19 protein-coding genes and 1 riboswitch are annotated in these 19,993 nt (G+C 70.9%); of the genes, 1 reads left to right on the forward strand and 18 read right to left on the reverse strand.

The window, feature by feature from the left end; translation table 11 throughout:
- Window positions 1–109 precede the first annotated feature (109 nt).
- From ACFWV3_RS40495 to ACFWV3_RS40570, 16 genes are all read right to left on the reverse strand, one after another.
- Window positions 110–1,078, reverse strand: coding sequence for a serine protein kinase RIO (locus ACFWV3_RS40495; RefSeq protein ID WP_382419251.1), 969 nt, complete (start codon window positions 1,076–1,078; stop codon window positions 110–112).
- Between the two features lie 205 nt (window positions 1,079–1,283).
- A complete protein-coding gene (yaaA, locus tag ACFWV3_RS40500) occupies window positions 1,284–2,012 on the reverse strand; it encodes a peroxide stress protein YaaA (protein WP_382419252.1) in 729 nt (242 codons plus the stop codon).
- A gap of 56 nt (window positions 2,013–2,068) precedes the next feature.
- Complete coding sequence (locus tag ACFWV3_RS40505) at window positions 2,069–2,959, reverse strand: hypothetical protein (RefSeq protein WP_382419253.1); 891 nt, start codon at window positions 2,957–2,959, stop codon at window positions 2,069–2,071.
- An 81-nt stretch (window positions 2,960–3,040) separates the two neighbouring features.
- Window positions 3,041–4,249 (reverse strand): uroporphyrinogen-III C-methyltransferase, encoded by a 1,209-nt coding sequence (cobA, locus tag ACFWV3_RS40510; protein WP_382419254.1) that lies wholly within the window; start codon window positions 4,247–4,249, stop codon window positions 3,041–3,043.
- Window positions 4,250–4,300: 51 nt separating this feature from the next.
- Window positions 4,301–5,017 carry a PIG-L deacetylase family protein gene (locus ACFWV3_RS40515; RefSeq protein WP_382419255.1) on the reverse strand — a complete coding sequence of 239 codons (717 nt, stop codon included), beginning with the start codon at window positions 5,015–5,017 and terminating at the stop codon, window positions 4,301–4,303.
- Between the two features lie 47 nt (window positions 5,018–5,064).
- The gene (locus ACFWV3_RS40520; RefSeq protein ID WP_382419256.1) at window positions 5,065–5,841 is read right to left on the reverse strand and encodes a S1 family peptidase; all 777 of its coding nucleotides are present in this window, start codon (window positions 5,839–5,841) and stop codon (window positions 5,065–5,067) included.
- Between the two features lie 124 nt (window positions 5,842–5,965).
- On the reverse strand, window positions 5,966–7,336 hold the full coding sequence (locus tag ACFWV3_RS40525) for a M36 family metallopeptidase (RefSeq protein ID WP_382419257.1): 1,371 nt from the start codon (window positions 7,334–7,336) through the stop codon (window positions 5,966–5,968).
- Between the two features lie 101 nt (window positions 7,337–7,437).
- Entirely contained in the window at window positions 7,438–8,694 is a 1,257-nt protein-coding gene (locus ACFWV3_RS40530) for a cobalamin biosynthesis protein (protein ID WP_382419258.1), read from the reverse strand.
- A gap of 43 nt (window positions 8,695–8,737) precedes the next feature.
- Window positions 8,738–9,559: a hypothetical protein gene (locus ACFWV3_RS40535; RefSeq protein WP_382419259.1), complete on the reverse strand. Its 822-nt coding sequence runs from the start codon at window positions 9,557–9,559 to the stop codon at window positions 8,738–8,740.
- Complete coding sequence (locus ACFWV3_RS40540; RefSeq protein WP_382419260.1) at window positions 9,559–10,605, reverse strand: cobalt-precorrin-4/precorrin-4 C(11)-methyltransferase; 1,047 nt, start codon at window positions 10,603–10,605, stop codon at window positions 9,559–9,561. The genes ACFWV3_RS40535 and ACFWV3_RS40540 overlap by 1 nt, the downstream gene beginning before the upstream one ends.
- Window positions 10,606–10,637: 32 nt before the next feature.
- On the reverse strand, window positions 10,638–12,014 hold the full coding sequence (locus ACFWV3_RS40545) for a cobyrinate a,c-diamide synthase (protein ID WP_382419261.1): 1,377 nt from the start codon (window positions 12,012–12,014) through the stop codon (window positions 10,638–10,640).
- Complete coding sequence (gene cobO / locus ACFWV3_RS40550) at window positions 12,011–12,625, reverse strand: cob(I)yrinic acid a,c-diamide adenosyltransferase (RefSeq protein WP_382419262.1); 615 nt, start codon at window positions 12,623–12,625, stop codon at window positions 12,011–12,013. The genes ACFWV3_RS40545 and cobO overlap by 4 nt, the downstream gene beginning before the upstream one ends.
- Before the next feature lie 10 nt (window positions 12,626–12,635).
- Complete coding sequence (locus ACFWV3_RS40555) at window positions 12,636–14,552, reverse strand: putative cobaltochelatase (RefSeq protein ID WP_382419263.1); 1,917 nt, start codon at window positions 14,550–14,552, stop codon at window positions 12,636–12,638.
- Window positions 14,553–14,591: 39 nt separating this feature from the next.
- Window positions 14,592–14,716, reverse strand: a riboswitch (cobalamin riboswitch).
- 135 nt (window positions 14,717–14,851) lie between these two features.
- Entirely contained in the window at window positions 14,852–15,376 is a 525-nt protein-coding gene (locus ACFWV3_RS40560; RefSeq protein ID WP_382419264.1) for a hypothetical protein, read from the reverse strand.
- 81 nt (window positions 15,377–15,457) lie between these two features.
- Window positions 15,458–16,423 carry a threonine aldolase family protein gene (locus ACFWV3_RS40565; RefSeq protein ID WP_382419265.1) on the reverse strand — a complete coding sequence of 322 codons (966 nt, stop codon included), beginning with the start codon at window positions 16,421–16,423 and terminating at the stop codon, window positions 15,458–15,460.
- A 22-nt stretch (window positions 16,424–16,445) separates the two neighbouring features.
- Window positions 16,446–17,507, reverse strand: coding sequence for a hypothetical protein (locus tag ACFWV3_RS40570; protein WP_382419266.1), 1,062 nt, complete (start codon window positions 17,505–17,507; stop codon window positions 16,446–16,448).
- Between the two features lie 37 nt (window positions 17,508–17,544).
- Between ACFWV3_RS40570 and ACFWV3_RS40575 the strand changes: the two genes are divergently transcribed.
- Entirely contained in the window at window positions 17,545–18,744 is a 1,200-nt protein-coding gene (locus ACFWV3_RS40575; RefSeq protein WP_382419267.1) for an 8-amino-7-oxononanoate synthase, read from the forward strand.
- Here ACFWV3_RS40575 and ACFWV3_RS40580 read toward each other — a convergent pair.
- On the reverse strand, window positions 18,698–19,156 hold the full coding sequence (locus ACFWV3_RS40580; protein WP_382419268.1) for a GNAT family N-acetyltransferase: 459 nt from the start codon (window positions 19,154–19,156) through the stop codon (window positions 18,698–18,700). The genes ACFWV3_RS40575 and ACFWV3_RS40580 overlap by 47 nt on opposite strands.
- A gap of 13 nt (window positions 19,157–19,169) precedes the next feature.
- Window positions 19,170–19,904, reverse strand: a complete 735-nt coding sequence (locus ACFWV3_RS40585) for a serine protease (protein WP_382419269.1) — start codon at window positions 19,902–19,904, stop codon at window positions 19,170–19,172.
- Between the last annotated feature and the right edge of the window lie 89 nt (window positions 19,905–19,993).

The following is a 19,993-nucleotide window of genomic DNA, read 5'->3' on the forward strand; positions in this document are numbered from 1 at the left end:
TTGCCCCTGCTTTCTCCCCTTTCCTCTGTTCTCCCCCCCTCCCTTCTTCCTCCCCCGGCGTTTTCCTCTCTTTTTTTTTTTTCCCCCCCCCCCCCCCCCCCCACCCCGCTCAGGACATCCCCGCCACCTCCAGCAGCGTCGCCACCAGCGAGGACGGGTCCGCGATCTCCGGCGGGAGGCCGCGCGAGGCGAACCAGCCGCTGACGTTGCGGACGTCGCGGTCGAGGAACTCCACGCCGCGCGGGTTCGCGACGAGGTCGACCACCTGGGGCAGGTCGATCATGACCAACCGGCCCTCGTGGACCATCAGGTTGTACGCGGACAGGTCGCCGTGCGCGAGCCCGGCGTCCGCGAGCGTCGTCAGCGTCGCGACCAGCTGACGCCACAGGTCGAGCAGCTCGTCCTCGCCGGGACGGGTCTGCGCGAGCCGCGGCGCGGCGTTGCCCTCACCGTCCCCGATGAACTCCAGCAGCAGCTCGGTGCCGCTGCGCTGCACCGGGTACGGCACGGGCGCGCCGATCTGCCACAGCCTGGCGAGCGCCGCGAACTCCGCGACGGCCCACTGCTCCGCGATCAGGTTGCGCCCGAACGCGGTGCGGTTCGCGATCGCCCGCGTCTCGCGGGACTTCTTCATCCGGCGGCCCTCCAGATATCCCGCGTCGCGGTGGAACATCCGGTGGTCGTTGCTGCGGTAGCGCTTGGCGGCGAGCAGGCACGCCCTGTCGCCCAGCGCGCGTTCCAGCAGGAAGACGTCGGCCTCCTTGCCGGTCTTCACGATGCCGAGCTCGCGGTCCACGGCGGCCAGTTCGGTGATGACCCAGCTCGGGTGCGGCTTGGGCCCCTGGTCGGCATCGCCCCACGTGGACCAGCGGTCGCCGTCCTCGGGGGTGTCCGCCGACGAGAGCTGGTCCTCGCGCACTCGCGCGACGCGCAGCTTCTCCTCTTCGGTCATGCGGCCGCGACGTGTGGGTTCCGCGTCGTCGAGCCGGGACTTGGTGCGCTTTCCCTTGCGCCGCATGGTGTCCTCGGCGCCGTCGAAAGCAGACTCGTAGCGTTCGAAAAGATCGTGCTCGCGCACGGTGGGATCTCCCGGGGAGGTGAAGGTGACCGCCCCACCGGCGCTCTGCGATCAAACGGTGCTGATCAGGCGCGAAGGGCGGCTGGACGGGTCGCGAACGCGGTGCCACGTCCAAAGACAGGCTCTGACATCACGCACCTCCTCGATCCGGCTCGACGCTTCGAGGCAGAAGACTGCCCGGCGACCCCCACCGGCCGCAACCGAATTAACCGGTGATCAGGTCCGCGGTCTTCTCGCCGGTCGGCACGAGCGTCAGCCCGGCCTTCTTCGCGAGCTTGACCAGGCCTTTCAGGTCGCCCGGCTCGACGCTCGTGGTCGTGATGGCGCGAGCGAGCAGCCCCTTGTGCGCCTTGTTGAAGTGGCTGACGACCTTGCCCTCGCCGGTGACCACCCGCACCACGACGGCGTGCGGAACCCGCGCGAGGCTCGAGTAGGCACCGGACCGCAGGTCGACGACGAACTCGTCGGCGTCCCGCAGAACCGGCTCCAACGACGGCTTCCACACCGTGCGCAAGCTCCCGTGCGACGGCAACGCGCTCCCACCGGACAACCGGTAGGCGGGCACGGGATCACCACCGCGCACGACCCCGAACAACGCCGAAGCCACGGCGAGCCGCTGGTACGCGCGTTCCTTCTCGACCTTCTTCAACGACGGGAAGTCGAGGTTGTCGTAGAGCACGCCGGTGTAGCGCAGCAACGCGGGCGTCGTCTCGGACGTGCGCAGCGCCGCGTTGCGATGCACCTCGTCGACCTGCCGCTCGGAGATGTCGAGCGCCTTGAGGCTCGCCGGCACGTCCAGCGCGAGGTCGGTCAGCGCGGACACGAGCTTGTCGCGCACGGGGTTCAGCTCGGGGAACGACAGCGCGTCGAGGTCGAGCGGCGCGCCCTGGCCGCCGATCGCCTTGGTCTCCGACGGGGGAAGCAGCACCAGCACGGTTCGAAAGCGTAGGGCAAGGCCGCTCCCCCGGTTCGGGGAGCGGCCTCGCCTGGTCAGCTCGCCGCCGTGAACGTCCACTTGGCAGCGTCACCCGAGCACGACGCCGCCGTCACCTTCCCCGACGCGTCCCGGTAGCACTTGGTGTTGTACTGCATGTCCGAGATGGTCTGGTTCGGGTTGACGGACCACTGTTGCGCCGGGCCGCCGTCGCACTTCTTCAGCAGCACCTTGCCCGACGACAACGTGGTGCACAGCTGCGGCGAGCCCTGTTCCATGAACGCGCCGTGGAACTTGAACTGCTGCGAGGCCGCGCCGGTGCACGTGGCGGTCGTGAGTTGTGCACCCGAGGCGCCGCCCTGCAGGCACTTGCCGGTCGAGACGTTCTTGTACTCGCCGTTGGTGGTCTTGGGCTTCGCGCCGCCGTAGCACTCGCCGGTCGAGGTGTCGAAGATCGGCGTCGGGTCCATGGTCAGGTTCGACGGCGGGTTGAGGATCGTCTCCTCCAGCACCGGCTTGCCGTCGTCGTGGTAGTCGGTCAGCGCGTCCTCGCAGTCGATGGCGTTCATGGCGTTGCCGCCCTTGCCGCCGATCCACGCGTCGAAGTGCCACAGGCGCGGGCCGCCGTTGGGGCCGTTGCCGTTCCAGTCCTGCTCGCAGGAGGAGCAGGAGTCCTCCATGACGAAGTACTTCTTCACGCGCGGGAAGTAGATCTTCGTGCCGGGCTTGGCCTCCTTGCTGGAGGTCGCGAACGTGATCGGGTCCGACCAGGTGCCCTTGCCGCCTGCCGTGTCGTGCAGCTGCGGGTAGGCGATGTCGCCGCCGGGCGGGGTGTTGTCGTACCAGCCGTAGAAGGTCCAGAAGACCTGTTGGGACGCCGCGTGCGCCGGGGACGCACCGGACATCGCGAGCAGGATGGCTGCCGCCAGGAACAGGACGCGTTTCATGCGTGCCTCCGCGGAAGGGTGGACTCTGGCGGCGTGCGAGCAAGAGTCCACCGGGCGGGCGGCTTTTGTAAAGAAACTTACCTAACTATTTGCTGACGCAATGTCGGCGACCGGGCCCACCACGATGATCGCGGGCGGGCGGATGGCGTGCTCGGCCATGTCGGTGGCCAGCGAGTCCAAAGTGGACTTCAGCACGCGCTGGGCGGCCGTGCTGCCTTCCTGGACGACGGCGACGGGGGTCGAGCCGGGGCGGCCCTCCATCAGTGCCGTGGCGAACGCACCGGCTCGTTCGACCGCCATCATCAGCACGACGGTTCCGTTGAGCCGTGCGATCGCGGGCCAGTCGACGAGCGAACGCGGGTCGTCGGGTGCCACGTGTCCGGAGACGACGACTACCTCGTGTGCAACCCCTCGGTGCGTGACCGGCACACCGGCCAACGCGGGCACACCGAACGCCGACGTCACGCCTGGCACCACGGTCACGGGGATGCCGGCCTCGGCGCACGCCAGCAGCTCCTCGAAGCCGCGCCCGAAGACGTACGGGTCGCCGCCCTTCAGCCGGACGACGAACTTGCCCTCCTTGGCGCGGTCGACCAGCGTCTGGTTGATGAAGTCCTGCGTCGCCGCGCGGCCGTAGGGGATCTTCGCCGCGTCCACGACCTCGACGTGCGCCGGCAGCTCCCCCAGAAGCTCGCGGGGCGCCAGGCGATCCGCCACGACTACGTCCGCGAGGGCGAGCAAGCGCTTGCCCTGCACGGTGATCAGCTCGGGGTCGCCGGGGCCGCCACCGACCAGCGCGACGCCGACGGGCGGGGCGGCCTGGTCGGCGATGCGACCGTCGCGCAACGCCGCCAGGAGGCCGTCACGGACCGCGGCGGACCGCCGGTGTTCCCCACCGGCCAGCACACCGATCATCATGCCGTCGTGCATCCCGCTGGCCGGTGTGACGGCCGTGCCCTCGACGGCGATGTCCGCGCGCACGCAGAACACACGCTGCGAGAGCGCTTCCTCCGAGATCTGCGCGTTCACCTCGATGTCGGACGTGCACGCCACCACGTACCAAGCGCCCTCGACGTCACCGGCCTCGAACAGTCGCTCGTGCCAGGTCAGCTCCCCCGCGTCGACCATGCCCTGGACGGCGGGCGTGACGGCGGGCGACACGAGGTCGACGACGGCGCCGGACGCGATCAGGCGGGGCAGCCGGCGCTGCGCGACCGTGCCGCCGCCGACCACGAGGACGCGCCGGCCCCGGAGGTCGAGGCCGGCCAGGTAGTGCTGTTCAAAGGGCATGCGTAGAAGCATCCACACGCGACAGGCCGTGTCCAGCCGAAGGGAACATGGTCACAGCGGCAGGACCTCGAAAGAGGTCGCCAGGACGCCGCCGAACCGGGTCCCCACGGCCTCGGCCATCCGCCTCAGGAACGGCTCCGGGTCCGCCATGTCCCCGCTCAGCGCATCCAGGTACGCCTTGTGAGCGCGCAACGACGCCACCGAAGCGTCGAACGAGTCGGTGATGTCCACGGCGTGCGTCGCCAACGGCGAGGACGCCGCGGCCACGTACTTGACGCCGTCCCACTTCTCCAGCCCCAGGTCCCGGAAGAGCCACCGGTTGCCCGCGTCGCGCACGGCGTCGACGGCGGCACGTCCCACCGCGATGTGGTCCGCCATGTTCAAGCCGCCGCCACCGGGCCAGTTCTCGCGGAAGTTGCCGGTGATCACGACCTCAGGCCGATGGCGGCGGATCGCGGCCGCAATGTCACGGCGCAACGGGATGCCGTACTCGATGAGGCCGTCCGGGTGGTCCAGGAACTCGACGTCGGTCACGCCCACGACAGCACACGACGCGATCTGCTCCTCCACGCGCAACGGACCGCACTCCGCGGGGTCCATCGAGTCGATGCCGGCTTCACCACGGCACGCGAGCAGGTACGCGATCTTCTTGCCCTGGGCGGTCCAACGCGCGATAGCGCCCGCACCGCCGTACTCCATGTCGTCGGGGTGAGCGACGACGACCAGCGCGCTCGACCAGTCCTCCGGCATTACCTCTAGGTCAGACATAAGGAGCAGGGTGCGCGCCGTGGCACGCACCCTGCAACCGAACCGTCTTACAGCTGAGCGGTGATCACCGAGTTGTAGGTCGCGATGCGGCCGTACACACCGGGGTAACCGGCACCGGCGCAACCGCGGCCCCACGACGTGTCGCCGATGAGCTTGCCGCCGTAGACCAGCGGGCCACCGGAGTCGCCCTGGCAGGTGTCGGTGCCGCCCTGCGGGAAGCCCGCGCAGACCATGGAGCTGTTGCTGTACTGCGAGTACGCGGTCTTGCAGGTCGAGTCGGACGTCAGCGGCACGTTCGCCTGCAGCAGGTACCGCGAGGCGGAGCCACCGGAGGACGTGGTGCCCCAGCCGAGGATCAGCGCGGAGTTGCCGGCCGCGTAGAGCGAGGTGTCCGACGTGGTCGCGAGCGGCAGGGTCGCCGAGCTGATGGTGCGGTCCAGCGTCAGCACGGCCACGTCGTAGCCGGCGGTCGCGGTCGTGTAGCTCGGGTGCACCCAGATCTTCGTCACGCTCGCGACGGTGCCCGCGGTGCTCTGCTTGTCGTCACGGCCGTGCACGACGCGCACGCTGGAGGCCGAGCTGCCCTTCACGCAGTGCGCCGCGGTGACGACCTTGTTGGTCTTCACGAGCGTGCCGCCGCAGAACTGCGAGCCGGACGTGGAGGCCAGGTAGACCACCCACGGGTAGGTCGAGGTGCTCGCCCGCGTGCCACCGACGATCATCGGTGACACCTCGTCGGCGTGGGCGGCCGGAGCGGCGAAGAAGATGCTCGCGAGAGCCGAGACCACGACGGACACGATCAGGCGATGCAGGGATTTCGCCATGTTGCCAGTCCTTCCCGATGACGCTGTGTGTGCAGGGAGTGGAGCACTAGCACACACAGCGTCACCGGACCGGAATGAACGGCGTAACCGCCATTAGTCGGACAAACTCGACTTCACACTTGACTCAGGCGATGCCCCGCGCGGTGAACGCGGCCTGCACCGCGGCGGCGTCCGCGTCGCCGTAGAGCTTCTTGGCCGCGGCGACGGTGGCCTTGGCGGCAGCGGAGAACGTGGTCGACGGCGAGTACGAGAACTGCGCCTCCAGCACGATCTTCGCCGCCTTGTCGCGGCCGAACTTCTTGTAGACGTCGAAGAGCGCGCGCGACCAGATCTGCCCGTCGTGGTGCACCTCGCCGTCGCGGTCGGCGTACTTCAGCTCGGTGTCCGTGCGGCGCAGGCAGTGCGGCGTCTCGGTCGTGTACGCCGTGGCGTCCCAGTCCATGATGCACGCCAACGGGGTCAGTGCCGTGTCCTGCGCGTCGCGGGAGGACATGATCAGCGCCCACCAGTCGCCGAAGCCCTCGCCGATCGAGCCCGCCTCGGTGCTGGAGCCGAAGCCCGGCACCTGGGCGTCCTGGATCGCGTGGCCGAGCTCGTGCCACACCACCTCGACGTCCTCGGCGTCGTCGACACCACCGGTGCCGAACGTGATCTGGTCCTTCGACGGGTCGTAGAACGAGTTGTCGTCGGTCAGGCCGAGCGTGGTGATCTTCTGCGGCTCGTTGTTGACGTTCGTGAAACCGATGCTCTGGATGTACTTCTGCGCCTCGGTGACACCCCAGTACGCGTTGACCTGCTCGAAGTAGTCGTTGGCGCGCGTGTACTCGAACTTGTTGCTCTTGTTGTACGCGAGCTTGCTCTTGGCGCCGGTCACCGTGGCGTACTTGCCCTTGAGGTACCCGGAACCGTCCAGATCGGACAGCGTGACGGTCTTGTACGCCGCCGCGGGCACGGCGGAGTCGGCGTCGTTGGCGTCCTTGAGGTTCTGGTTCTGCTGCGAGGCGACGGGGTTCGGGCTGAACACCTTGCCGGTGCCGTTCGCGTGCTTGACCAGGCTCTCGGACCGCACGACCGCGCCGGACTCCGCGTGCACCAGCGTGCGCTCGGATCCCTTGCCGTTGTCGGAGATCACCTCGTAGACGAGGCCCGTGCCCGGCAGCACCTTGAGGTTCGCGCCTTCGGGCACACCGGCGGACTTGGCCTTGGCGTCCTCCGCGCTGACGGCGGGCGTCACGTCGACAGAGCCGACCGCGAGCCGGCCGTCGTCCACGGTCTTCACACCGGTCGCCTTGTCGACGTGCTCGACGTAGTAGGCACCCAGCACGGCCTTGCCGTCGAAGGTCTGCTCGTACCAGCTGTGGGTGGCGGTCAGGGAGTCGCGCACCGCCAGCAGGCGCAGGCCTTCCTTGGGCGCGGCGGCCTGGGCGTTGGCCGTGAGCAGGGACAGTGCGACACCTGCGGTGCAGGCAACCGCGACGAGACGACGGGCTCTCATGTCGGTCTCCAGTGCTTTCGGGCCCGAGCAGGGTGGGCCGTGTGCATGGCGACGCTAATCGGGAAAACTTCGACGGAGACCCTACGAAAGAAGGAAAAACGTCAGCGCTCCCACACTCCGGGAACAACAATTACGTCGGCTTCGACCGGAATGTCCAGCGTTGGCCCGGTTCCGAAAGCGACGAATGCGACCGCCGCCCCACTCGCGGCCAACTCGGACGCACCCTCGTGGCGGATCTCCGTGCCGGAGCGCAGGATCGGGCCGACCGACTCGACCGCCGCGGGGCTGCCCACCACGAACGCGGCCCGCCGGATCTCCGCCTCCGCGCGCGGCGTGCGTTCCTCCGCGGGGCCGGGACCGAGCCCGACCAGCGCGAGCCGCCCGCGCGGCAGCACCCGTGCCGCGGCCACGGTCACGTTGTCCCGCTTGAACTTCTCGGCCGCCAGCTCGACCGGCGCGCCGTGGCCGACCTGCCGCGCGCCGCGCAACGCCGCCGCCTCCGCGACGCTCGCGGTGCCCAGCGAGTTGCGCACCACCGAGCTCGGGTTCGGCACGCCGATCTCGGCGAGCTCCTCGGTCGGGAACGTCAGCAGCTCGGCGGTGTCGCCGTGCCAGAAACCCCAGTCCTCCACCGCGTCCACGATGCCCGGCTCGTCCGCCTTGACGTCGGCCGTCGCGAACGCCTTGATGGCGCGGAGGTCCAGCCCGCCCTGGGCGTCCAGTTCCGACAGGGCCGCGCCGACGCTCGTGGCCGACGCGCCCCGCGTGGAGCCCACGCCGACGACGAGCGTGCGCGGCACGATCCGCAGCACGTTGTCCTTCGCCGCGGCGGCCCGGTCGTCGACGACGATCACCCACGTCGCATCTTCGCCGCCCGCCACCACGTTCGGCGGCAGCGCGGGCAGCGGGAAGCCCAACGGGTTGCGCAGCACGACCTTCTCGCCCGCCTCGATGGCCGCGACGCACGCCGCGACATCGCCGTCGGCCGTCGCGTCGAGCTGCTCGACCAGCTCGTCCAGCACCGAGTCGATCAACGGGCCGCCGGTGACGACGGGCGCGAGGTTCAGCACGTCCGCGATGTGCCGGGTCAGGTCGTCCGCGTCACCCGCGAGCGCGACCACGAAGTGCTGGTCGACGCAGATGACCGCCGGGTCGGAGTCCTTGTCCCGCAACAGGGGCGCGATCAGGCGGACCGCGGACCCCGCGTCCAGGAAGAACACCGCCGCGCCGAGCCGGGACCACAGGGTGAGGGCGGCGGGCTTGACGGGACCGTCGGGGACGACGGCGTCCGAACCGAGCAGACCGGCGAGGTCGGCGGCGTCACCGCGCTGCGCCGGTCCCGCGAACACACCGATCACGCCCGCGCTCCCCGCAGCTCGACGGCCGCGCGGTCCGCGGCACTCACTTCTTGGTACCCCACAACACCGTCACCGGAACGGCCGGCGCGAAACCCGAGTCGAGCAGCCTCGACGCCGTCCAGTGCACGCCCTCGACCTCGTACCCGGCGGCCTGGAGCGCGTCCCTGGCGGGCACGATCTCGTCCACGCTCTCCGTCGCGACGACCACGCGCTTCGCGGACACCGCCGCGCTCGCCTTCACCGCGGCGAGATCGCCACGACCGACGAACACCGCGTCCGGCCGCGGCAGCGCGGACGTGTCGAGCTCGCTCTCCTCCACGCGGACGTCGACGCCGTGCGCGGAGGCGTTCGCGATGATCCGCACGCACTGCACGGGATCGGGCTCGACCGCGATCACCGCGGCACCGAGCCGGGCGCACTCCACGCCCACCGCGCCGGACCCGGCCAGCACGTCCCACACCAGCACGCCGGGGCGCGGGGCGAGGCGGGCCAGCACGAACGCGCGCACCTCGGCACCCAGGACGTGGGTGCGGCTGCCGAACGCGTCCTCGGGGAGCGCCCAGCCGTCGTTCGACCGCAGGAACTCGGTGTCCGCCAGGCACAGCACCGCGTCGGGCGCGGTCCAGCGGCGGGTCACCGCGTCCCGCGGGTCGACCGTGACGAGCTCGTCGCCGTCCGAGACGACCAGCGAGCGGCGCCAGCCCGCGACACCCGCGCCGACCTCGGCCGGGCCGATGCCCGAGGCCAGCTTCACGACCACGGCGGACCGGGCGCGGCACACGTTCAGCGCCGGGCGCAGACCGTCCGCGGCGTCGACGACCTCGACCGGACGGCCCGCTGCCTCCCGCAGGGCTTCGACGGACATCAGTTGCCGGCGGTGCGCTTGTGGGGCTTACGAGCCGGCTTCTTCTTCTGGGCCGATGTCGAGGCGCGCACCGTCGGCGGCTTCGGCATCTCGGCCGCGACCACGGTCAGCTTCGGCTTGGGCGCGGGCTCCTCGGCGGGCCTGCGGACGGACTGCTGTATTTCCTCGACCGCTGTCCACGCGGGGTTGGGCTCCGCGGCGGCGGTGCCGGCGGCGGGAACGGGCGCGGGAGCCGGGATCGGCTCGTCGGTGCGCGTCGCGATGCGCGAGGCGGCCCTGCGCGACCAGCGGCTCGGGCGGGCGGCCCGCAGCGGTTCGTCGACGGAGGTGCCGACCGAGGAGGAGACGCGGCGGGTCGGCGCCTTCACCGCGGTGCCGACCAGGAACAGCGTCGGGCGGTACAGCTTGTGCTGCTTCACCACCGACTCCAGCTCGCCGACCGTGGTGTGCGCGACCACCTCGTCGGCCTGGCTCACCTTGTACGCCACGACGACCGGCGTCTCGGCGGTGTACCCGCCCTCCAGCAGCTTCTCGACGAACTGCCCCACGCGCGCGCCCGAGACCGTGGCGGCCATCGTGGTCTGCAGCGCGGCGAACTCGCGGACCTTCTCGCTGCTCTCCGGCGAGATCAGCACGGCCGACGACGCCTCGGTGGAGGTGATCTCCCTGCCGATCTTGGCCGCGGCGGCGGCCACGACCGAGACGCCCGGCACGACCTCGACGTCGAGGCCGAGGCGCACGCACAGGTCGTGCTGCTCCTGCACGCCACCACCCGTCGCGGCGTCGCCCGCGTGCAGGCGCACGACCGTCTGCCGGGACGCTGCGGCGCGGCGGTACAGGTCGGTGATCTCCTCGGGCGTGACGCGCGAGAAGTCGACCAGCTCGGCCTCGGCGCGGGCGTGCTCGCGGACGCACTCGGCGTCGACCGCGCTGGGAGCCCAGATGACGACGTCGGCTTCCGCGACGCGGCGCGCACCGCGCAAGGTGATGAGGTCGGCGGCACCGGGACCGGCGCCGACGAAGGAGACCCGACCGGTCGTCGTCACGACAGCTCCACAGGGGGGTTGGGGAGAGAGGCTTAGGCGTTGACCGTACCGCCTGCCGATCCCGCCACGAACGGGTGGCAGGCCCGCACGAAACGCGCCACCGACTCCGGGTCGCCGGCCGGGTGGGTGTGCAGGTACGACGCGTGCACACCACCGGTCACGAACCCCTCGGCGACCGGCCGAGAGTCGACGCCGCGCCAGTGCCACGCGGGCGGGGCGGAGTGCGGTGTGGACAGCTGCGTGCGGTGGAACTCGTGGCCGGTCACGCGGCTGCCGGGCAGGTGCAGCGGCGAGCTCGCGGACGCCACGGCGTCGCGGTAGCCCAGCGTCAGCTTCGGCGTCATGAACCCCTCGGCGTCGAGCACGCCGCACATCGGGTGCCCGTCGAGCGACCTCGCGAGGTACAGCAACCCACCGCACTCGGCGTGGACCGGGGCACCCGATCGAGCGAACCGGGCCACCGCGTCGCGCAGCTTCACGTTGCCGGACAAGGCTTCCGCGTGCTGTTCGGGGAACCCGCCCGGCAGCACGAGGCCCGCGGTGCCCGCCGGCAGGTCCTCGTCGTTCAGCGGGTCGACGACGGCCACCGCCGCACCCGCCGCCCTGAGCACCTCGACGTGTTCCGCGTAGCCGAACGTGAAGGCCGCACCGCCCGCCACCGCGATCACGGGCTCGTCCGCGACCGCGTCGACCTGGGGTTCCCACGGGGCGACGGCCATGGACGGCACCGACCTGGCCAGCCCGCGCACCGCGTCGAGGTCGACGTGCTTGGCCACCGCTGCGGCGATGGCGTCGACCGCCGACACCGCCTCCGACCCGTGCTCCGCCGCCGTCACGAGCCCCAAGTGCCTGGAGGGCAAGGAGAACTGCGGATCGCGCGGCAGCACCCCGAGCACGTCGAGGCCCACCTCGTCGCACGCGGACCGCAGCACCTGCTCGTGCCGCTCGGACCCGACCTGGTTGAGGATCACGCCCCCGAGCCGGACCGTCGGGTCGTAGCCGCGGAACCCGTGCAGCAGCGCCGCGAGCGACCGGCTCTGCCCGCGTGCGTCCACGACGAACAGCACGGGCGCGTTGATCAGCTTCGCGACGTGCGCGGTCGAGCCGATGCCCGCGGTGTCGACGCGGCCGTCGAACAGGCCCATCACACCCTCGACGACGGCGATGTCGCAGCCTCTGGAGCCGTGCGCGAACAGACCGGGGACGCGGTGCTCGCCGACCATGACCGGGTCGAGGTTGCGCCCGGGACGTCGCGTCGCGAGCGCGTGGTAGCCCGGGTCGATGTAGTCGGGGCCGACCTTGAACGGCGCGACCCGCGACCCGGCGTGGCGCAACGCGGCCATCAGTCCGGTCGCGACGGTGGTCTTGCCGCTGCCGGAGGCGGGGGCGGCGACGACCAGCCGGTTCACCACTCGATCCCCCGCTGGCCCTTCTGCCCGGCGTCCATCGGGTGCTTGACCTTGGTCATCTCCACCACGAGGTCGGCGGCGTCGACCAGCGGCTGCGGCGCGTACCGGCCGGTGATCACCACGTGCTGGTGGCCCGGCCGGTTCGCGAGCGTCTCCACGACCTCGTCCACGTCGATCCAGCCCCAGTGCAGCGGGTACGTGAACTCGTCGAGCACGTAGAGGCCGTGGCGTTCGGAGGCGATCCGGCGCGCGATCTCCGCCCAGCCCTCGCGCGCGGCGGCCGCGTGGTCGTCCTCGGTGCCCTGCTTGCGGGTCCAGGACCAGCCCTCGCCCATCTTGTGCCACTCGACGGCGCCGCCCTCGCCGGTCTCGTCGTGCAGCCGGCCGAGCGCCTTGAACGCGGACTCCTCGCCCACCTTCCACTTGGCGGACTTCACGAACTGGAACACGCCGATGTCCCAGCCCTGGTTCCAGCCGCGCAGCGCCAGGCCGAACGCCGACGTCGACTTCCCCTTCATCTCACCGGTGTGCAGCATCAGCAGCGGGCGGTTGCGGCGCTGACGGGTGGTCAGGCCGTCCTTCGGAACCTCGGTCGGTTGTCCTTGGGGCATCGGTCTCTCCTCACGCTGCCCGGACGACGCCGGCGAGGTGGTCGGCGCTGAGCTGGTCGAGCCGCACGCAGGTGCCGTGCAGCGCCTCGGCGATCTTCTGCGCGAGACCGAGCCGGACGTGGCCCTGCTCGCAGTCCACGACCACGACGGCGGTCTGTTCGAGCAGACCGGCGACCTTCAGCGCGTCCTTGGCCGGGTCACCACCGAGTCCGGACGACGTGGCACGGCCGTCGGTCAGCAGCACGACGAGCGGACGCTTGCGCGAGTCGCGGAGCCGTTCGATCTCCAGCACCCGGTGGGCCTTCAGCAGACCGTCCGCGAGCGGGGTGCGGCCTCCGGTGCGCATCTTCTTGAGCCTCGTGGCCGCGGCGTCGACGGAGGTGGTCGGCGGCAACGCGACCTCGGCCTGGCTACCGCGGAACGTGACCACACCGACCTTGTCGCGGCGCTGGTAGGCGTCGCGCAGCAACGAGATCACCGCGCCGCTGACGGCCGACATCCGCTTCTGCGCCGCCATCGAGCCGGAGGCGTCGACGACGAACAGGACGAGGTTCGACTCCTTGCCCTCCCGCACCGCCTTGCGCAGGTCTGCCGCCGTGAGGAGCAGGCCGGGACCCGTCCGTCCGCGGCTCGCCTGGTGCGGCGCCGCGTTCGTGAGCGTGTCGACCAGGTGCAGCCCACTTCCGTCCACTGTGGACGACCGCACGACGCGGCCGGTGCGCGCACGGGCCCTGGACCGCTTGCCGGGCGCGCCTTCGCCGACTCCGGGCACCTCCAGCATCCGCGCCTTGAACGCGGGCGACGGCTCCGGCGCCGGCCGCTCCTGGGGCGCGTTCCCGTTCCCCTTCGGAGCATCTCGGGGACTTTCCTGGGGTTCGGGCAGCTCACCGCCACCGGGCCCGTCGTCGTCGGGCCCGTCCTCCTGCTCCTCGGCGTGCTCGGCCGCCTGGCGCATGGCGTCCTCGAGCTGTTGCTCCTCGATACCGGGCTCGTCGAACGGGTCGCGCCGCCGCCGGTGCGGCAGCGCGAGCCTGACCGCAGCCTCGACGTCGGACTCCTCGACCTCGCTCGCCCCGCGCCACGCAGCGTGGGCCGTGGCGGCACGGGCGACGACGAGGTCCGCCCGCATCCCGTCGACCTCGAAAGCCGCGCAGACGGCGGCGATCCGGCGCAACTCACCGTCCGGAAGGGACACTTCGGGCAGCTTCGCCTTGGCGTCCGCGATCCGCTGCTTCAGCGCAACGTCCTCGTGCGCCCACTTCGCCGCGAACGTCACGGGGTCCGCCTCGTAGGCCAGCCGCCGCCGGATGACCTCCGCACGCACCCCCACGTCCCGCGCCGCCTTGACCTGGACCGTGAGCCCGAACCGGTCGAGCAGCTGCGGCCGCAGCTCTCCCTCCTCGGGGTTCATGGTCCCGACCAGCAGGAACTGCGACGGGTGCGACACCGAAACACCTTCGCGCTCGACGTGCGCACGCCCCATCGCCGCAGCGTCGAGCAGCAGGTCGACCAAGTGGTCGTGCAGCAGGTTGACCTCGTCGACGTAGAGCACGCCCCGATGCGCCGCCGCCAGCAACCCGGGCTGGAACGCCCGCACGCCCTCGGTCAGCGCCTTCTCCAGGTCGAGCGACCCGACCAGCCGGTCCTCGGTCGCGCCAACCGGCAGCTCGACGAGCTTCGCGGCTCGCCGTTCCACCCCGTCGTGCGGCGCGTCGGGGCAGTCCGCCGTACCCGGTACGCAGCCGAAACGGCAGTTCGCGGAGATCTCCAGCTCCGGCAGCAACGCGGCGAGGGCACGCACGATCGTCGACTTCGCGGTCCCCTTCTCGCCGCGGACGAGAACACCACCGATGCCGGGGTGCACGGCGTTCAACAGCAGGGCCAGCCGGAGGTCGTCATGTCCGACGACAGCCGAAAAGGGGAACATGCGCGGTGAAGTCCTTCCTCGGGTGTCCACGCCCGTGGTCGGTCGAGTGACGAGGGGGACGAGTTCCTGACTCCCGGAGCGGGTCCGGTCACAGTCGCGGGACGGCGCCGGATTCACACCGGCTTCCTCGCGCTCCCCTCACAGCCCCGGCATCGTCGCATTCGGCGGGGGCAGGACCAACAGCCAGGTGAGCGACATCGCCTCGGGAAGTGCGGTATCGTTGCGGTGCGCAGTCGCAGTAGCGCTGCGAAGTGGACCCGGCAGCCTTCCGGACGGTGGGTGGGCCGGGTTTCGCGGTTTCAGAGGACGTGCACTGCCTCGACCAGTGGCTGCACGCGCTTCTTCCAATGGCCACCGCGGTGCCAGCACCACGCGATCGCATCGGGCAGTGCCAGCAACGGCTCCTCGTGGGCTCGGTGGTGCCGGTAGACGAGCATCTCGTGGCAGCCCTGCTCGCGGACCGTGCGGTACAGCAGCTTCTTGTCGGCATCGAGGACCGAGTCGTCCTGTTCGAGCACCAGCATCGAAGCACCGGACTTCGCCAGGTCCGCGACCAGGTGGACCAGGCACGCGTCCCGCTGCCGGCGGCGTGCGCACCCCGACCCGTCGTAGATCGTGACGGCAGGCGCGATCTCGACGACCGCGTCGAGGATCTGCTTCCGGCGCTGGTCCGACTCCTTGTGGAAGTGGATGCGCCGTTGGTTGGCCATGATCAGACCGCGCACGGTCCGACGTGCGGCCGCGAGATCGCCTGACACCAGGGCTGCCGCGGTGACGAGATAGCCCTTTTCCTTCGTCTCGTCCACGAACACATGGCCGGTCACGCCGCACTGCCCCCTGCTTCGACAACGGAGGCCAGATGGTGGCAGAACCCGCCCGTACACGATCGAGGTAGTGGGATGTCCTCAGATCAAGCTCTGGAACTCCTCCCAAGCCGAAGCCACCTCGTCACCGGTCCACTCCAACGCCGGCCCAGCCACCGTCACCTCGGTCTTCGCCCCCACCCCAGTCCCATCCGGCCAAAAAGACCCGAGGAACTTCCCGCTGACCTCGGTCAACCGAGCAGGATCCCCGCTCAACCGCAACGCGAACTGGTGCGTATCAGGCTCCGGCAGCCCCATGGCCGCAGCCACCACCTTCGCGTGCGCGACATAAGACCCCAACCGGGGCAACACGGTGTCCAACCCGTGCAAAGCAGACAAAGCAGCAGGCCACTGCTGGAACAGCATCCCGCCGTACCGATGCCGCCACACCCGAGCCTGCTCGACGAAGTCAGCAGACCCGGCCAGCGCCGCCCCGGAGATCCCCTCCAGCGACTTGTAGAACGACACGTACACCGAGTCGAACAGCCCGACGATCTCCGGCAGCGGCTTGCCCAGCCCGAACGTGCTCTCCCACAGCCGCGCGCCGTCGAGGTGCACGACCGCGTCCCGCTCACGAGCGGCATCCACCCACGACGTCAGCTCGTCCCAGGTCGGCAGGACGAACCCGGCCTCGCGGTCGGGCACCTCCAGCAGCAGCGTCCCGTACGGCTCGGGGCACGATCCCACGTCGGAGTTGCGGACCTTGATCGGCCGCAGCCCGGACAGCACGGTCAGCGCGTCGTCCTCGTGGTGCAGCGGGTGGGCCTGCGGGTGCATGGCGACGATCGGGTTGTGGGTGCGGTCGGCCCAGCACCTCAGCGCGATCTGCTGGGCCATCGTCCCCGTCGGCACGAACAGCGCTGCCTCGGTGCCGAGCAGCTGGGCCACGCGGGTTTCCAGGGCTCCCACCGGGCCGCCGTCGCCGTAGCGGTCGGGGTCGACGTCCGGGACCGGGCCGAGCGCCTCCAGCAGGGTTTTCTTGTGGACACCCGAGAGTTGGCGGTTCATCACCACCGCATCCAACCTCAGGTCAGCGACTGACGGCCACCGACTTCGGCGCGCGGAACGACAGCAGGTGCAGCCACTCCGGCGAGGGGTCCGCCAGCTCCAGCGAAGGCTCGTGCGACGCCACCGTCCGCAACGTCACCGCCGCCTCCAGCCGGGCGAGGCCGGCGCCGAGGCAGAAGTGGCGGCCGTACCCGAACGCCAGGTGGCGGGAGTCGGTCTCCTTGCCGCTCAACAGCAACACGAGCTCCGCGCCGGCCGGGACGCGCACGCCGGACAGCACCACCTCGCGCGCGGTCAGCCTGCGCCAGGTCACCACGGGGGTCTCGGTCCGCAGCACGTCCTCGACGAAGGACTCGGCCACACCGGGCAACGGCAGCCGTGCCCACAACGCGCGGTCTTGCAGAGCGCGGCGCAGCGCCGTGGACAGCAGCTGGGTGGTGGTCTCCTGGCCCGCGATCAGCAGGAAGTAGCAGAGACCGGCGGAGTCCTCAGCGGACACACCGGCGTCGGCCAGAGCGCGGAACAGCTCGCCGTCCCGGGCGTGGTAGCGCTTGACCAGCCACTGGTGGAACTCGCCGACGTCGTCGACCAGCTCCATCTGGCGTTCCGGCGTCAACGAACCCCAGAAGAACTCCAGCGACCCCGAGCTCCACCGCTTCAACGTCGGGATGTCGACGTTCTCCAGCCCGAGCAGGTCCATCAGCACGATGGCGGGCAGGTCCCACGCGAGCGAGCGCACGAGATCCGCGCCACCCAGCCGTTCCCGAACCAGAGATCGGATGCGAGGCTCCGCCGCGGCGACGCGGGCCGGTGTGAAGAACGACGCCACCAGCTTCCGCAGGCGGGTGTGCGACGACGAGCTGTTGTTCGCCAGCGTCGGCGGCAGCGAGAAGCGGGCCCTCACCAGGGCGCGCAGCGCGGCGGGCGCGACGGGCGTCACGGCGGTCAGCGCGTTGTCGGGCAGGTACGTGACCGGGTCGGCCAGCACGGCGCGCACGTCGTCGTGGGCGGACACCACCCAGCGGCCGTCGAGGAACTGCACCGGTGAGGTGAGCTCGGCGCGCGTGAAGGTGAACAGGTCCACGAGCGGCACGCTAGTCGGCGGATGGGAGACTCAGTCGGTGACCGTGAGCACAACCGAGGCAGTGTCCACCAGCGGTGAGGCGACGTTCGACTGGATCGACGTCCGCTCGGAAGCGCGCGCCAAGGCGGGTCTGACCCGACGGGTGCGGCCGCGCAAGGCGGACTCGACCGATCTCGACCTCGCGAGCAACGACTACCTCGGCCTCGCGAAGGACAAGCGCGTCGCGGGTGCCGCGGCCGCCGCCACGCTCAAGTGGGGTGCGGGCTCGACGGGATCGCGCCTGGTCACCGGGTCGACGGAGCTGCACAACGAGCTGGAGTTCGAGCTCGCGAACTTCTGCGGCGCGCAGTCGGCACTGGTGTTCAGCAGCGGGTACATGGCGAACCTCGGCGCGGTCACGGCGCTGTCGGGTCCCGGCACGGCGATCGTCGCCGACCAGCACATCCACGCGTCCCTGATCGACGGCACGCGCCTGTCGAAGGCCGACGTCGTCGTCGCGGACCACTGCGACGTCGGCAAGGTCCGGCATGCCCTGGAGACCCGCGGCAAGCGGCGCGCGATCGTCGTCACGGACTCGGTCTTCAGCGTCGACGGCGACATCGCCCCGCTCGCCGAGCTGCACGAGGCCTGCCGCGCGACAGGGGCCGGCCTGGTCGTCGACGACGCGCACGGGCTCGGCGTCGTCGGACCGGGTGGCCGGGGCGCGGTCGCCGAGGCCGGCCTGATCAAGGCGCCGGACGTCGTCACCACGCTGACGCTCAGCAAGTCGCTCGGCGCCCAGGGCGGCGCGGTGCTCGGCCCGAGCCGCGTGATCAAGCACCTGATCGACACCGCGCGCACGTTCATCTTCGACACCGGTCTCGCGCCGAGCAGCGCGGCGGCGGCGCTCGCGGCCATCAGGATCCTGCGCGAGGAGCCGGACCGCCCCGAACGTGCGCTGACGGTCGCGCACGACCTGAGCAACCGCCTGAAGGAAGCCGGGTTCCAGGCCAGCACGCCCACGGCCGCCGTGGTCAGCGTGCGCGCGCCGGGTCCGGAGCAGGCGTTGCGGTGGGCGGAGGCCTGCCGCGCGAACGGCGTGATCGTCGGCTGCTTCCGGCCGCCGTCGGTGCCCGACCAGATCAGCAGGCTGCGGCTCACCGCGCGCGCCGACCTGACCGAGGCGGACATCGAGCGCGCGGTGCGCGTGATCAGGGAGTGCGCCGCATCCGCAGGTGTGGAATCCCGTCCTCGATGAACTCCTCGCCCTCGGCCACGAAGCCGAACGAGGCGTAGAACGGCGCCACGTACGTCTGCGCGTCCAGCACGCACGGCGCGGTGCCGACGTCGACGAGCGCGGCCAGCATGAGCCTGCGGCTGAACCCCTGGCCGCGGGCCATCCGCGCGGTGACGACGCGCCCGATGCGGAACGTGCCGCCGGGCTCCTCGAGGAGCCGCAGGTACGCGATCGGGTCGTGCGACCCCTCCGCCTCCAGCCAGAAGTGCCGGGTGCCCTGGTCCAGGTCGCGTCCGTCGACGTCGCAGTAGACGCAGTTCTGCTCGACGACGAAGACGTCCTGGCGCAGCCGCAGGATGGCGTAGAGCTGGCCGGGGCTCAGATCGAGCCCCCACTGCCGCCGCAGGGTGGCGGGAAAAGGTGTGGTTCGCACCGAACCTTGGATATCAGAAGCCGAGCACGGACCGGTAGTTCGCCAGCCTGGTGTAGACGCCCGGTTCGTCCGGACGCGCGCACCCGCGGCCGAACGACACGACGCCCGCGAGCCTCCCGCGCACGACCAGCGGGCCGCCCGAGTCGCCCGTGCAAGCGTCCTTGCCGCCCCGTCCGGCGCACAGCATCGCGCCCGGCCGGTAGTCCGGCTCCTTCAGCGCGCACTCCTGGTCGGACAGGATCGGCACCGACACCTTGCGCAGCGTCATGGCCGGCGGGGTGTTCTCGGCGGTGCGGCCGTAGCCGAGCACCACGCCCTCGTCGCCGACCTCGCCGAGCGCGATCGTCCGGTACGGCAGCGCTCGGGCGAGCGTCAGCACCGCCACGTCGTCGCCCCGGGTGACCTCGCGGTACTCGGGGTGCCGCCACACGCCGGCGACCGGGGCGTCCACCCCCTCGTCCTTCACCCGCAGGTCCGTGCGGCCCGCGACCACGCGCAGCTGCTCCGGCCGGCGCTGGTTGTCGCCGATGACGCCCTTGTTCGTGACGCAGTGCGCGGCGGTCATGACCTTGTCCGGGGCGACGAGCGCGCCACCGCAGATCAGCTGACCGTCCGTGGTGGTGATGGCCACAACCCACGGGGTGTCCGCCACCCGCGCGGGTGTCCCCCCGACGATCGCATCCGCCGTCGAACCACCGTTGACCAGCGCGATCGCCGCTACCAGCACGGCAACTCGCTTACCCCTCACGGACCACTCCTCGTTGCACCAGGTGGACGATCGGTCACCTACGGTAGCGATCGCGCTAGGACGGCGTCAAAACCGAAGATTCTCGTGTT

The organism is Lentzea sp. NPDC059081 (genome assembly GCF_042738015.1).
Classification (GTDB): Bacteria; Actinomycetota; Actinomycetes; order Mycobacteriales; family Pseudonocardiaceae; genus Lentzea.

Coding starts and splice junctions, on each gene's coding strand:
- cobA (WP_382419254.1), bottom strand. CDS start 4,249: ATGCCCTTTGAACAGCACTACCTGGCCGGCCTCGACCTCCGGGGCCGG.
- ACFWV3_RS40525 (WP_382419257.1), bottom strand. CDS start 7,336: ATGAGAGCCCGTCGTCTCGTCGCGGTTGCCTGCACCGCAGGTGTCGCA.
- ACFWV3_RS40515 (WP_382419255.1), bottom strand. CDS start 5,017: ATGTCTGACCTAGAGGTAATGCCGGAGGACTGGTCGAGCGCGCTGGTC.
- ACFWV3_RS40555 (WP_382419263.1), bottom strand. CDS start 14,552: ATGTTCCCCTTTTCGGCTGTCGTCGGACATGACGACCTCCGGCTGGCC.
- ACFWV3_RS40520 (WP_382419256.1), bottom strand. CDS start 5,841: ATGGCGAAATCCCTGCATCGCCTGATCGTGTCCGTCGTGGTCTCGGCT.
- ACFWV3_RS40535 (WP_382419259.1), bottom strand. CDS start 9,559: ATGTCCGTCGAAGCCCTGCGGGAGGCAGCGGGCCGTCCGGTCGAGGTC.
- ACFWV3_RS40505 (WP_382419253.1), bottom strand. CDS start 2,959: ATGAAACGCGTCCTGTTCCTGGCGGCAGCCATCCTGCTCGCGATGTCC.
- ACFWV3_RS40565 (WP_382419265.1), bottom strand. CDS start 16,423: ATGAACCGCCAACTCTCGGGTGTCCACAAGAAAACCCTGCTGGAGGCG.
- cobO (WP_382419262.1), bottom strand. CDS start 12,625: ATGCCCCAAGGACAACCGACCGAGGTTCCGAAGGACGGCCTGACCACC.